This window comes from Novosphingobium huizhouense (assembly GCF_020179475.1).
GTDB classification, from domain to species: domain Bacteria; phylum Pseudomonadota; class Alphaproteobacteria; order Sphingomonadales; family Sphingomonadaceae; genus Novosphingobium; species Novosphingobium huizhouense.
Genome location: NZ_JAILXZ010000002.1, coordinates 13,331 through 25,517, shown reverse-complemented (window position 1 = coordinate 25,517; position 12,187 = coordinate 13,331). Strand labels below are relative to the sequence as shown.

The window sequence follows — 12,187 nt, the reverse complement described above, 5'->3', positions numbered from 1 at the left end:
GAAAGCGAACCCGTCTCCGCTTGGCGAAACGCCCGGGCCGAGCGCGCGCCGGCCGATCACTTTCAATAAGCCTATCAGCGAAGCTCGTTCGCTGGCCAAGGCGACCGGTTGCCGACCTACGTGCAACCGGGGCGCTAAGCCGTCAGTCGATCGCTGCCTTGTAGAGCCCGCCGCTAGGGCGTTCGAACAAGCGCATGACCATGGGTTCGAAGAACGACAGCGGCGCGGAATCGTAAGCGGGATCAAACGCCGGGCAATCGTAGAGTTCGACGAACTCGGCGGTGGCCTCAAAGTGCGGATGGCCGCGGAAGGCTTCGCGCTTGTCGCGATCGAGGCCGATGTAGTGGAAGAAGTTGTAGCCCTGGAAAATGGCGTGCTGCTCGGTAATCCAGTGCAGTTCCTCCGAGACGAAGGGCTTGATCATGGCCGCCGCGATCTCGGCGTGGTTGTAGGCGCCCAGCGTGTCGCCGATATCGTGCAGGAGGGCCATCACCACGTAGTCCTCGCTACGGCCGTCGCGGTGGGCGCGGGTTGCCGTCTGCAGGCAATGGGTGAGCCGGTCGACGGCAAAGCCGCCGCAATCCCCGTCGAGCAGGCGCAGGTGATCAAGAATCCGCGCCCCGCCGTTTGCGGCAAACGGCTTCATGTGGGTCATGATGATGTCCCAGTCCTGCTGGGTGCAGTCCGCCATCGAATGGAACGTGGCGGTGCGGTTGATCAGGGTGTCCATCGTGCGTTCCTTTTGTCAGGCTGCTGCCGGCGAGGCGCCGGGCACGGCGCGGTCCCTGTCGGTATTCTCGGGGAAGATCGGCCAAAGCAGCTGCTGGCCCAGCGTCGCATCGGGCAGGTTCTCCACCCCGTAGCTTCCAGGATAGCGGCGGGTGATCTTCGCGGTGCCGAACAGCACGTCCCAGAAGAACAGGAGATTCCCGTAGTTGCCCTTGTAGTGCACGGCGGGATCGCTGAGATGGCGGCCATGATGCGCGTGGTGCGTCGCCGGCGTGGAGATCGTGCGCTCCACCACCCGCATCACCGGCGAGAGCCACTTGATCCGGTAGAGCGGCGCATCCCACGCCACGTCGCTGTGCGCACCGATGATCACCAGCATCTTGACGATGAGATAGCCGGCATAGAACCAGCCGAGGCCAAGGTAGATCAGCACGCCCGATAGCCAGATGCTGGGCATCATCGCGTAGTAGATGATGTTGTTGCGGTAGACGAGCCGCACGCTCATGTAGCGGGCGTTATGGTGCGCGCGGTGCAGGTTGTAGAGCCAGGCGAAGCTGTGCGAGGCGCGGTGCCACCAGTACTGCATCATGTCCTCGAACACGAGGAAGAGCGGCAGCGCCAGCCAGAACCCGAGACCGGAAAGGGCGCCCTGATATTGCGGAAACCAGCGCAATCCCAGCCAATTTACCAGGAGGATGATCGATGGCTGCGTCACCGTCAGCAGCAGCACCGTCGAAATCGTCTCGACGATCCCGTCGTTCCTGCACTGCTCGCGCTTGGTGAACAGGTCTGATCGAACCAGTTCGACGAGGCCGAAGGCCACGTAGATCCCCAGGACGATCCAGTTCGAAATCGGCATGGCCTCTCTCCTCGCACCTCGGCGCGGCCTTGCTCCGGCTGCTGCCCTGTTGCGTCAGTGGCTCTATCCGGGCATCAGGGGAAAGAATGCAAAGAACTTATCAGTTGTCGGAAATTGCCCCGACGCGGGCCGAGGGCAAGCTGGCCGACCTGCTCCTGCGCGAGGGCACGGTGTGCCACTTTGCCGCAGGCGCAATGATCCAGCAGCAAGGCGACGAAGGCGACGGCTTCTGGCTGATCCGGTCCGGCACTGTTACGCTGTGCCGGTTCACTCCCGACGGCAACGTGACCGTGTTCGGGATTCTCGGACCGAACGATCTGTTCGGCGAACTGGCCTATTTTGCGGGGGTATCGCGGCAGGTCGATGCCGTTGCCGAAGCTGATGCCACACTTGTCCGCATCGGCGCTTCGCTGATCGAACGCTTGCTCGCGAGCGAACCCGAATTCGCACGCTGGCTGCTTAAATCGGTATCGAGCCAGCTCAGAGCTGCACTTGATCGCATCGAGGAGGAGCGCCTGCTCTCGGCCCGGCAACGCGTGATCCGGCTGCTGGTCGACATGGCGCGCAGGGATGGCACGACGCTCACGATGAGCCAGCAGGCCCTTGGCGAACACATCGGCGTGTCACGGATCACCGCGGGCCAGATCCTGCGCGCTCTGGCAGCGCGCGGGCTGATCCAGCTCCACTACCGGCGCATCGCCGTTCCCGACCCGGACGGCCTGGCCGCACTGCTCTAGCTGGTGCTGCCAGTCCGATGCGAACCGGTCCCCACTTGGCGGCGCTGGCTGCGGGACAGGCGCCCCTCGGGCAGGGTCGCCCTGACGGGGCCGGCATCGCCACCGACCTTGACCGGAATAGACGGCGCTGCGAGCGACCGGATCGAGGCGCCTCACACCGCCGCATCGCATTGCGGCATCACGCCCCATCCCCCGTCCTGGGCCGGGGGCCGCGCTTTTGCCCATGCGCCCGCTCCGCCGCCGCCGACAGCAAATCGAGGTACAGCGCGCAAATCCGCGTCCTCGAAGAACGTTCGCTGGCGACCGTCACCACGCTGCGTCAGGTGATGGGCAAGCCCCGGAACCACCGCTCCGGAAAGCCGTGCCGTGGAGCAAGCAAAGCAAATTAGGGGATGCGGTAAAGTGTCACCGTAATTCCCGATTTAGGGGTTTACGCACCTGTCACCGTAATTCCCTCCCCACCGTAATTCCCTCCGCGCCATGACCGCGCCTGAACCCTCTCCCTACCCGTGGGCGCGCGTCAGCGCGTGGTGGGCGACACGCCGCCGGCTCGCCCGCATGGCCACCGCGCTCGACGCCATGCCCGAACCAACCCGCACGGTGTTCGTGATGCGCCTCTTCGATGGCCTGCCCTGTGCCCGCATCGCCGGTAAGCTGGACCTCGCCCCGCGCGAGGTCGAGGCCCACATCGCCGCCGCCATCATGCTCCTGGCGAACGCCGCGCGGGGCCAGGCCGACACCGGCTGAAGGCAGCCGCCACCACGCCAGCACATCCCGCCGTTGCAGCGTACTGCAGCCGATAAAAGGCGCGATTACAACAGGATGAGCGGTCATCCGTCGCCACTGCAGCGGGCTGCAATCCGCAACGCAGCAGACAAGCCTCTGGAATCACACCGCTTTAGGGGTACGGACCGCCGTGTTCGGTGTGCTTCTTCAGCACGCCAGACACACCTCGGACAAGGGATGCTGCGCGCTTGGCTGGAGTGTACCGTGAGTGGTGGATTCCAGAGGGCAGTCTGTCCGGTCGGTCAGGGGAAGCACCAAACCAGGCAAGCCGAACCATGCCTAAAACAGAGCGCAGTTCAATTTCCCAGTTGATTTAGTGCTCTGTCACCGCCAATCCGATGTCAGTCAACTGTGACGATTTATCATTACGACATTAAATGCAATCAATGGAAATATAACAATAAATGGGATAATTCCAGCATCAATCCCAAATAATTTCCCTATAAACGTGGCAAGCGGAAAGGAAGATATGCAAGATATTACTATAAATATCTGAAATAAAATTCCTTTCATATTGCAAGGCATATATCCGCCCAGAATTTTTATATACCATATATCATTTTCCATAATTATAATCCTGATTTGGGATTACGGTGACAGGTGCGATAACCCCTAATTGCCCTTCGGCTTGGGTCCGCGCTTGCCCGGCAGGAGCGCCAGCCCCGTCCTGCGTTCCATGTCCTCGAGCCATTCGCGCGATCCCACGGGGCGGCCGAGACTTTCGGCCTTGCGCAAGGCCGCGTAGGTGAAGGCTTCATCGAACTCTTCTCCCAGAAACTTCGCGAAGTCTCCGATCCGCTCGAGCGCGGGGGCCACCTTGACCACGTGATCGTCCTGGCCCGCGATGTGCGCCCTTGCGCTCGACCACCGCCAGTCCTGCGCACGCGCCACCAGTCGGGCGCGTACCGGGTTGAGCGCGACATAGCGGAATGCGGCATGGAGATGCTGCTCGTCCATCGCCACCGAACCGAAGCGCCCCTGCCACACATGCCCCGTCACCCGCATCCGCGCGTTCACGTATCCGGCGTAATGGCGGTGCACATGGCGAAACGTCGCGCCGAGCGCCTCGCCGTCGCGCGGCACCGCCACGATATGCACGTGGTTGGGCATCAAGCAATAGGACCAGACCTCGACCCCGTAACGAAAGGCCCCTTCCGACAGCAGATCGAGATAGAGCGCATAATCGCCATCTTCGAAGAATGTCCGCTCACGCCGATGACCCCGCTGCGTGACATGATGCGGGATGCCGGGAAGGACCATGCGAGGCAGCCGCGCCATCGCGCTATTCCAACACCATCCGCCCGTCGCGTCAATCGCCCCCGGCCTGCGGGCCAACGCAATTGCGACCGTTACGGCAGAAAGTCGCAGCCTCGTTTCTGCTGGAAAGACCATGGCGGAGCGGGAGGGATTCGAACAAGCACGTAAAACGTGGCTTTTTCTGATGAAGACGGGTGAAGGTTGCGATTTTTCACCCGTTTTGGCGCTAGCTCTTACACCAGTTTCAGGATCACGTTCGTAACGAGGTCCATAATCATCTCGTCTGCCGAGTGTTGGGTGATCGTCACGCGGGAGGGGTGAGCTGCCATGTTACGCCTGCCCAACTTTTCCTTCAGAATTTGCGTCGTGTTTTTGTCTAACAATCCACCCGTCCGGGCTGCTTCGAGAAACTCGGACTCCTTCAATTCATCTGCATCCTCATGCCTCGCGAGCACCAGTCCTTTTTTCGGATATTTTCCTGCAATCCCCTTGTTCATGTCTGCGAGCCGTCCAGCTTCTGCGAACACCCATCGCACCAAGTGGTCGTATGTGAGATTCCATGCCATTATGATTGTGGCTCGGTATGCCCGGACGCGGTAACAATTCAGGGCTTCGGTAAGGAATTCACGTTCCTCTAGGTCGGGCACCTGCTGGGGCAGGTCTGTAAGCGTTTTCGCTACGGCTATAATGGTAGGATCGCCGCCCAAGCGAGTGTCTAGCGAGCGGCGCACCGATCCAGCGAGCCTGTAGCCACCCTTCTCCTTCACAAGTTGAGGAGGCTTTTTTGATGCAAGGCGCGGCAAATAGACACTCATATCCGGCGGTTCGATGCCGACATCGCGAAAGCACTGGCGCATATATGCACCGTCGAAACTCTGCCTCTGCTGCTTGGCCTCGATGAACCAAGCGAGCGCGAGAAGCTGATCCACCGCCGAATTGCGGTAGAAGCCGGGCGCAGAACCAGCAAAGTCACTAATGCTAATCAAGCATTCGTCCCAATCTCGTCAACTCGCGCGATTCCGAGATGATTAATCGCGAACTGGCCGCGACCAGGACTCGTCACAAGCTGCTGCTTCTTGAGACTTCTCAATGTTGCTGAAAAATCTTCGATTCCCGAAGGCCACTTGGCCGCGCGATAACAGGTGTAAACGTGGTTCGCTGTTACGGTTTCGTCGGGACGATGCTCCTTGAACCAAGCCAAGGCTACCAAATTGCGCTCGGTGTCATTCTTTGGAGGATGACGGTGAACGAAGCTCTCGAATGAGGGTTCGGTTGTCAGATCCAAGTCGAGCACCTTCATAGCGGTGGGCTTGCGAACGCGAGGCTCCCGCGTTGAACGCGATGGTTGAGTGCTCGTTTCATGCTCTCCCGACAGTTCTCCTTCTTCGTCCTCTGCTTCAAATTCAATAACCTGGGCCTCATTGCCTAAGGCGGCTGGTGCTTGAGCGGGGATGCGCTGCTGAATAATCGTCGTCGCGGGCTTGAGCGCATTCTGTATGGCAGAAGTGATTTGGCTAAGATCGCCCTCTGGAATTTCGGCGTCAAGCATGATGAATCTAATGCGAGACGTTCCAGACTTGGAGGTCGGTTGTTTTGCCACAGGCGGCGGCTCCATGCAGTTTGAAGCCGAACATTACAAGAACGATCAAGCGGTGACAACGCTATAGTTGCATGCACGTAACAGGGCTGGGGAAAAGATGTGATTGCTTGGACAGGCTCCTGCCCAAGGCAAAAATTTATCGCCAACCGGTGATGTAAGCAAAGAAGCGACCGTGCCATCTTCTTTTGGGCGACGCTGAGTTGGCGGGTCGCACTTCGGCAACGTCCAGCAGATCAAATCCGGCTCGCATACCCTCGACGATTACCCTTTGGCCAATCAATCGTCGAACAGGCCAACTTACGTCCAACCGCCAGATGCCCCTCCTTCCATCTCTAACTCGTAGCCCCATCGGCCCAAGCGCAAGATGCCGGTTTCAACATGGCGCGTGCCTCTCGGCATGGGCGCTTCTCCCCGGAAGCCGTCGCGGTGCGCCCCCGCGTGGCTCCACATCTGATCCTTGGTGATCGGGGAGTTGATACACCGCACAAGACGGCCCCTTGGCCTTTAGGCTGGGAAGCCCTGGACATACGCCAAAGGCTCCCCGACCATAGGGTCAGAGAGTTGTGCTGTCACGGCCAGCACGATCCGCTTGTGTGGGGGTATCAATCCCCAGAGCCGTGCGTGGCGGCTCCGCCTCCGCTTATTGACGAATAACGGACCGGAGCAAACAACTTTCCACGGTCTGGAGGGCTTCAGCCTTCGGCTTGAACACCGAACTCCTGCACTAGAAAATCCACCGTTGCCGGATCGCGAAGGCGGCAAACGACAAGTGGGTTGGCAAAAATCCCTTGGAACCTGCGCGCTTCGTCCACGTCGAATGCCCTTTTCCAATCGACGCCCACCACATATTCGGCAAGGTCCGGGTCGCTGGATCGCGACTTGATCGCGGGTCCATCCAAGGGCTGTTCGAACAGAGGGCCGTTCGCCGTCTCGAACTCGCTCGCGAGCACCTTCTCGGCAGTCACAACGCCATAGCCGATATAGCCTGCGCCGCTGTGATAGGCGAAAATCTTGTCGCCTTCATGGAGTTGATCGAGCTTGCTTGAATACACGCGCCCGCCACCGGCCTGTACGTAGCCATAGCGCCGCATGTCTTTCCATGAGCGGTGATCGCCAAGCCCGGCGTTGACGAAATAGAAGCCCGACCAGGGCGCGCGCACCTTCCGCTCTGACCGTTCCTCGACAGCGGCCTGATCCAGCAGGAAGTCGGTTGTCAACCATTCGGAGCCATCGGCCCCGAACATGTTGAAGAAGGCGGTGTTGATAGCGACGCCGTGCTCCTCCGACAGATATTCCACGATCCGCCGCGATGCTGGGTCAAGCTCGCTGGCGACGATCAGCATGGAATGCGTGCCGTTGAGTTGTTCAGGGATGCGCTCGCCGAACCGCTCCTGAAACGTGGCGGCCAGCCGGGTGCCAAGGTGGCGTTCGGCCAGTTCATAAACCGCTGGCGTGGTCAGCGTTCGGACCCATGTGGCATAATCAAGTATCTGCGCCACGATGTCGCGCGGGGTGCGATCCTTCTTGAGTTCGATGATGACCAGTCCGCCGGAACGGTCCAGTGCGAGCAGGTCAATGAACTTGCCGTGCTCGGTGGCGACCTGCCGACCGACGATCAGCGCGTCCAGCCCCAGCAGCGAGGGATCAGCCGCCACCCAATCTTCAATCATGCGCTCCTGCGACAGCGCGCGGCGCTCGGCTCGGACCAGTTGGCCGTTTTGGACTTTGAAAAGGGTCGTCATTGTTGCGCCTTACACCGTGGCTGCGTCGCCAGCGGCAGCTGGTTCAATACATCCCGCATCGCCTGCCGCTTCTTCATGACAATTCGCTTCCCCTCTTGTTGCGCAAGGCAGCGGCTCAATGGTGCTTCATTCAGGCGGGCAAATCAGCCTTTTCCGCCCATTCAGGTTTCCCTGCTGACACTTTGCAGGGTCAATCTTCGGTTGTGTCAGGCGGTCCTCCAGTCCCTGAACCTTCGCTTCCAAGGTTGCGATTTTCGCCTTGTCCCCATTCCCATCCGTCCAAATGGCTACGCCCACCGGGATGGAGATAGCAAAAAGTCCAATTACAACAGCGATGAAGGCCAAAATTAATCCCCACCTTGGCAGCCCCAGAACTCGGTCCGCAACGGTGCGAGATAGATCGTCCATATCCAAGAATGTTGGAGCAAATGAACGGGACTGCCCCAAGGTTTGCCTGATATAATCGGACTTTGAGACGGTTTTGGACCTCAATTCGGTTGCTGGGATTGCAGCGTGAGAATGAAATAGTAAGCGCAGGAATGGCATGCCTCTTTTTATTTCAAAGGGGCTATTGCTAAAGTTTACCACTGCCGTTGCCAACGGACCGTTCCAGCCGGGATCAACGATTCCCACGTTCAAGGCCAGAACGCCTTGGTGGGTCCACTGTGTCTTCAGTGTCGCCAAGCCCGTTACGCTGTCACCGATGTCGAACGTCTCCTGCGAAACAAGCCAGATGATCTGGCGAGGCTCAAGGGTGTAGGTCGGACCGTTGATTTCCACGCCGCCCCGAATTATCGAGCCGACCGTCGCATCATAGGTGGTAGGTCGCTCCCCTTCCGGAACGCGCCCGACGACGATCCCTTTCCCTCTCACCTCCTGCGATGTTAACACCATGGTCGTCCCCCGTACCCTGGAGCAATGCTATCTCGCGATTTACTGGAAGAACAGAGGCTGATCGGTTCTATCTCGATGAGGCCTTTCGTGAACGATCAAAATCGGACGATCCGAAGGCGAGGCACGTCGCTCAGTCGGGTGTGGGCGTCGTTCTCGTGGGCGAAGAGGGAGAAATTACGCGGTCTGCAAACGTGTTGCCTCCGCGACTTCGCGAGGCCTATTCGCGCAGTGAAAAGACCGTGGAGGCCGACGATAGGTATCATGTAATTGAGCACGCTGAGCGCGCTGCGATCTTCAAAGCGTTTCTCGCCGGTCACAATTTAAACGGTTCAACAATTTATTGCACGCGATTTCCGTGTAGCGATTGTGCGCGTGCGATAGTCTGGTCTGGAATCACTAGAGCAGTTTTTCCGAGTGGCTTCGCAGGCGAAGCGCGGTGGATCGACGCCCAGCGCGCGGCGCTAAAAATCATGCGGGAGGCAGGGATCACGGTTCGCTACCTTCCCCCAGTGTTCGATCCTTCCCCAACCGACTGACCCCCAAATGGAACATTAAGAGAACAAAACGCTTGCCATCCGGGTCAGAGTCCGTCACAGTGTCAAAAAATGACACAGGACAAGGCGACACCGATGCGAATTGTAGGCAAAAGAAGTGATTTTCAGCACTTGTGCGATCAGGCTGGTCTCACCCTCGAAGAGGCTGCTGAACGCATTAAGGTGTCGGAGCGGACTGCATATCGCTACGCCAGCGGAGACAGTCGGCCTAGCGCCCTCGCGTTGAGCGTTCTTCGGGAGGCGGCGCGTGAGGCTCGCGCAAATGACGCAGCGTCATCATTCCGGTTTATAGACTTGTTCGCCGGGATCGGCGGGCTGCGTCTCGGCTTCGAGAGCATCGGCGGTCATTGCGTATTCACGTCCGAATGGGACGTCAACTCCCAGAAAACCTACGCCTTCAATTTTCGCGACAACCACCCTATCGGCGGTGACATCCGGGAGTTTTCCAAGGCTCCAGAGACGATCCCAGAGCATGACGTGCTTCTGGCAGGATTTCCCTGCCAGCCCTTCTCCATCGCGGGGGTATCGAAAAAGAATGCGCTTGGTCGCCCGCATGGATTTCTGTGCGACACGCAAGGCACGCTGTTCTTTGATACCGCCCAGATTATCGCCCACCACCAACCGGCTGCGTTTGTCCTGGAAAACGTCAAAAACCTCGAAAGCCACGACAAGGGACGAACCTTCGCCACGATCATGCACGTTTTGCGGCAGGAGCTTGGCTACCATGTCCAGAGCCGCGTCATCAGCTCGGAGCCGTGGGTGCCGCAGAAGCGGGAGCGCATTTTCATCGTCGGCTTCCGGGAGCCGACTGCCTTTGACATCAACGCCCTGAAAGTGCCCGATAAAGCCAGCGGCCCCAAGCTAGGCAGCATTCTTCAACCGCACGAGGAGGTTGATCCCAAATACACGCTGACGCCCCGCCTCTGGGAGTATTTGCAGGGCTACAAGGAGAAGCATCTGGCTAAGGGCAATGGTTTCGGATTCAGCTTGTTCGGCCCGGACGATGTCGCCCGCACCTTGTCAGCGCGCTATTACAAGGATGGATCGGAAGTGCTGATTGCCCAACCGGGGAAGCGTCCGCGCCGCCTTACTCCTCTGGAATGCGCGCGCCTTATGGGCTTTGATCGTGGCGACAGGCGTTTTCGTATCCCGGTGTCAGACACTCAGGCATACCGGCAATTCGGCAATGCAGTGGTGGTGCCCGTGGTGGAGTTCATAGCCAAGGCAATGGAGCCATATTTGCGGACCGCAATCGCCTCGCAGCCTGCCCGCACGGAAGCCGCGAAAGTGACCCGGCCCGAACGCGAAATTGCGGTGGTCTATGGCTGACATTGTTTCGGCTGCGATCCGCAGCCGGATGATGGCGGGCATCAAAAGCAAAAACACCAAGCCGGAAATGCTTCTGAGAAGTGGCCTGCATCGTCTCGGATTTCGCTTCCGGCTTCATGATCGTCGCCTGCCCGGAACTCCAGACATGGTTTTGCGGCGGCACAATGCCGTGATTCTTATACACGGATGTTTCTGGCACGGGCATGACTGCCACTTGTTCCGGATTCCAGCAACGCGAACCGACTTCTGGCAAGCCAAGATCACTCGGAATAAGGAACTCGATCATCTGGCAGTGGAGGCATTGATAAGCCAAAGTTGGCGCGTGGGCATTGTTTGGGAGTGCGCGTTAAAAGGCCGCGCGCGCATCGCCCTAGAGGATGTATTAGCCATCTGTAGCAATTGGCTCGAATCAGACAGTCTATCGTTGGAAATCAGGGGAAATTGACGTGCGCAGGGGGCTACTGTCAGATCAATTCACCGCGATAGCGGCAAAGCGCCTTGCAGTTGTCGATACCATTACACCTCTGTCCAATCAGCATGAAGTGACCGGCTCCAAGGTATTGCTCCGCATTCTGGGCGAGCAAACCAGAAACGCGCCGCGCGGCGGGGCAGATGCCCGTTATGATGCGACCTACATCTGGCTGGGTGCGGAGCAGGAGGCAGTTTCAGAAGAAGGCAAGCTGTCGTGGTATGACAGCCGCGCTAAAGACCCGAAACGCTCGGCTGAATGGCGCCTTTATTATCAGAGTAACACCGTTACCGAGATGATGCAGCCCGGTGATACTCTCTTTGTCGCGCGCCGCCCCGATGATCGGCTGCTATTCATAGTGACACCGGACGGCACGACGATTCAGAGTCAGTTGCTATGGCTATTTGGGTTGTCCGAACAGCCAGGACTTCAATTCGAGCAACGCGAACTGACGCCAGACACGAGCGGCGAACTGGATTTTGCTGCCCGCTATATTCTCGATGAGCTTGGCATTGATGCAGATGAACCGGAAGCGGACCTGCTGGACGGCCTGATTGCGCCGTTTGGCCTAAAGTTCCCCACTACGCGGGTGTTTTCCGATCTGGCCCGATCATCACTGCCGAACGTATCGGCGCGGGATGCGCCGGACGCTGCGCTCATGGCGTGGATGGAACGTGAGGAATTGCTGTTCCGGCGATTGGAGCGGCGGATCGTCGCAGAACGCATCGCAAATGGATTTCTTGCCGGTGATGATGCCGATGTTGACGGCTTTTTGGGCTTCTCGCTGAGTGTGCAAAATCGTCGCAAGGCCAGAGCCGGACAGGCGCTGGAAAATCATCTGGAAGCCCTCTTCACCGCGAACGGCGTCCGGTATGCGCGCGGCGCGGAGACGGAGAACAAGAACAAGCCCGATTTTCTGTTTCCCGGTCACGCAGAGTATCACGATGCGGCGTTCGCACCTGATCGGTTGACGATGCTTGGGGCCAAGTCCACTTTGAAGGATCGCTGGCGGCAGGTCTTGTCGGAAGCAGTCCGCATTCCCGAAAAGCACCTCCTCACGCTCGCGCCGGGTATTTCAGAAAACCAGACCGACGAAATGCGCGCCAAAAATCTGCAACTGGTGATCCCGCGCGCGTTGCACGGCACCTATCGACCGGCACAACAGGCGTGGTTGATGGACGTTGCCAGCTTCGTTCAGTTGGTAGCTGGCCGACAATAGGCGAAAGCCAAG

General features: G+C 59.0%; 14 protein-coding genes. 6 read left to right on the top strand and 8 right to left on the bottom strand.

Features of this window, described 5'->3' with window-relative positions:
• Positions 1 to 142: 142 nt before the first annotated feature.
• Positions 143 to 730 carry an HD domain-containing protein gene (locus K3A85_RS08390; protein ID WP_225206064.1) on the bottom strand — a complete coding sequence of 196 codons (588 nt, stop codon included), beginning with the start codon at positions 728 to 730 and terminating at the stop codon, positions 143 to 145.
• A gap of 15 nt (positions 731 to 745) precedes the next feature.
• A complete protein-coding gene (locus tag K3A85_RS08385; protein ID WP_225206063.1) occupies positions 746 to 1,588 on the bottom strand; it encodes a sterol desaturase family protein in 843 nt (280 codons plus the stop codon).
• A gap of 104 nt (positions 1,589 to 1,692) precedes the next feature.
• Here K3A85_RS08385 and K3A85_RS08380 point away from each other — a divergent pair, with 104 nt between their 5' ends.
• A complete protein-coding gene (locus K3A85_RS08380; protein WP_225206062.1) occupies positions 1,693 to 2,325 on the top strand; it encodes a Crp/Fnr family transcriptional regulator in 633 nt (210 codons plus the stop codon).
• 480 nt (positions 2,326 to 2,805) lie between these two features.
• A complete protein-coding gene (locus tag K3A85_RS08375; RefSeq protein ID WP_225206061.1) occupies positions 2,806 to 3,072 on the top strand; it encodes a sigma-70 region 4 domain-containing protein in 267 nt (88 codons plus the stop codon).
• A gap of 651 nt (positions 3,073 to 3,723) precedes the next feature.
• Here K3A85_RS08375 and K3A85_RS08370 read toward each other — a convergent pair.
• The 6 genes from K3A85_RS08370 to K3A85_RS08345 all read right to left on the bottom strand — a co-directional run bounded on the left by K3A85_RS08370 (position 3,724) and on the right by K3A85_RS08345 (position 8,604).
• The gene (locus tag K3A85_RS08370) at positions 3,724 to 4,389 is read right to left on the bottom strand and encodes a transposase (RefSeq protein ID WP_225206060.1); all 666 of its coding nucleotides are present in this window, start codon (positions 4,387 to 4,389) and stop codon (positions 3,724 to 3,726) included.
• 212 nt (positions 4,390 to 4,601) lie between these two features.
• Positions 4,602 to 5,297, bottom strand: coding sequence for a hypothetical protein (locus tag K3A85_RS08365; protein WP_225206059.1), 696 nt, complete (start codon positions 5,295 to 5,297; stop codon positions 4,602 to 4,604).
• Positions 5,298 to 5,350: 53 nt separating this feature from the next.
• Positions 5,351 to 5,917 carry a hypothetical protein gene (locus tag K3A85_RS08360; RefSeq protein WP_225206058.1) on the bottom strand — a complete coding sequence of 189 codons (567 nt, stop codon included), beginning with the start codon at positions 5,915 to 5,917 and terminating at the stop codon, positions 5,351 to 5,353.
• Positions 5,918 to 6,104: 187 nt separating this feature from the next.
• Positions 6,105 to 6,317 (bottom strand): DUF5818 domain-containing protein, encoded by a 213-nt coding sequence (locus K3A85_RS08355; protein WP_225206057.1) that lies wholly within the window; start codon positions 6,315 to 6,317, stop codon positions 6,105 to 6,107.
• Between the two features lie 343 nt (positions 6,318 to 6,660).
• Positions 6,661 to 7,710, bottom strand: coding sequence for an endonuclease NucS domain-containing protein (locus K3A85_RS08350; RefSeq protein WP_225206056.1), 1,050 nt, complete (start codon positions 7,708 to 7,710; stop codon positions 6,661 to 6,663).
• Between the two features lie 126 nt (positions 7,711 to 7,836).
• The gene (locus K3A85_RS08345; RefSeq protein ID WP_225206055.1) at positions 7,837 to 8,604 is read right to left on the bottom strand and encodes a dCTP deaminase domain-containing protein; all 768 of its coding nucleotides are present in this window, start codon (positions 8,602 to 8,604) and stop codon (positions 7,837 to 7,839) included.
• On the opposite strand from K3A85_RS08345, the gene K3A85_RS18195 reads away from it, so the two are divergent.
• The 4 genes from K3A85_RS18195 to K3A85_RS08325 all read left to right on the top strand — a co-directional run bounded on the left by K3A85_RS18195 (position 8,592) and on the right by K3A85_RS08325 (position 12,175).
• Positions 8,592 to 9,140, top strand: coding sequence for a deaminase (locus tag K3A85_RS18195; RefSeq protein ID WP_225206054.1), 549 nt, complete (start codon positions 8,592 to 8,594; stop codon positions 9,138 to 9,140). The two genes, K3A85_RS08345 and K3A85_RS18195, sit on opposite strands and share 13 nt — an antisense overlap.
• A 69-nt stretch (positions 9,141 to 9,209) precedes the next feature.
• Positions 9,210 to 10,487, top strand: a complete 1,278-nt coding sequence (dcm, locus tag K3A85_RS08335) for a DNA (cytosine-5-)-methyltransferase (protein ID WP_225206053.1) — start codon at positions 9,210 to 9,212, stop codon at positions 10,485 to 10,487.
• Positions 10,480 to 10,932: a very short patch repair endonuclease gene (locus K3A85_RS08330; RefSeq protein ID WP_225206052.1), complete on the top strand. Its 453-nt coding sequence runs from the start codon at positions 10,480 to 10,482 to the stop codon at positions 10,930 to 10,932. Before dcm ends, K3A85_RS08330 begins: the two co-directional genes overlap by 8 nt.
• A 97-nt stretch (positions 10,933 to 11,029) precedes the next feature.
• A complete protein-coding gene (locus K3A85_RS08325) occupies positions 11,030 to 12,175 on the top strand; it encodes a type II restriction endonuclease (protein ID WP_225206051.1) in 1,146 nt (381 codons plus the stop codon).
• Positions 12,176 to 12,187 lie beyond the last annotated feature (12 nt).

Bases quoted from the DNA above. Each gene is read 5' to 3' on its own strand.
- K3A85_RS08390 (WP_225206064.1), bottom strand. From the start codon at position 730: ATGGACACCCTGATCAACCGCACCGCCACGTTCCATTCGATGGCGGAC.
- K3A85_RS08350 (WP_225206056.1), bottom strand. From the start codon at position 7,710: ATGACGACCCTTTTCAAAGTCCAAAACGGCCAACTGGTCCGAGCCGAG.
- K3A85_RS08345 (WP_225206055.1), bottom strand. From the start codon at position 8,604: ATGGTGTTAACATCGCAGGAGGTGAGAGGGAAAGGGATCGTCGTCGGG.
- K3A85_RS08355 (WP_225206057.1), bottom strand. From the start codon at position 6,317: ATGGGGCTACGAGTTAGAGATGGAAGGAGGGGCATCTGGCGGTTGGAC.
- K3A85_RS08360 (WP_225206058.1), bottom strand. From the start codon at position 5,917: ATGCTTGACGCCGAAATTCCAGAGGGCGATCTTAGCCAAATCACTTCT.
- K3A85_RS18195 (WP_225206054.1), top strand. From the start codon at position 8,592: ATGTTAACACCATGGTCGTCCCCCGTACCCTGGAGCAATGCTATCTCG.
- K3A85_RS08370 (WP_225206060.1), bottom strand. From the start codon at position 4,389: ATGGCGCGGCTGCCTCGCATGGTCCTTCCCGGCATCCCGCATCATGTC.
- dcm (WP_225206053.1), top strand. From the start codon at position 9,210: ATGACACAGGACAAGGCGACACCGATGCGAATTGTAGGCAAAAGAAGT.
- K3A85_RS08375 (WP_225206061.1), top strand. From the start codon at position 2,806: ATGACCGCGCCTGAACCCTCTCCCTACCCGTGGGCGCGCGTCAGCGCG.
- K3A85_RS08385 (WP_225206063.1), bottom strand. From the start codon at position 1,588: ATGCCGATTTCGAACTGGATCGTCCTGGGGATCTACGTGGCCTTCGGC.
- K3A85_RS08330 (WP_225206052.1), top strand. From the start codon at position 10,480: ATGGCTGACATTGTTTCGGCTGCGATCCGCAGCCGGATGATGGCGGGC.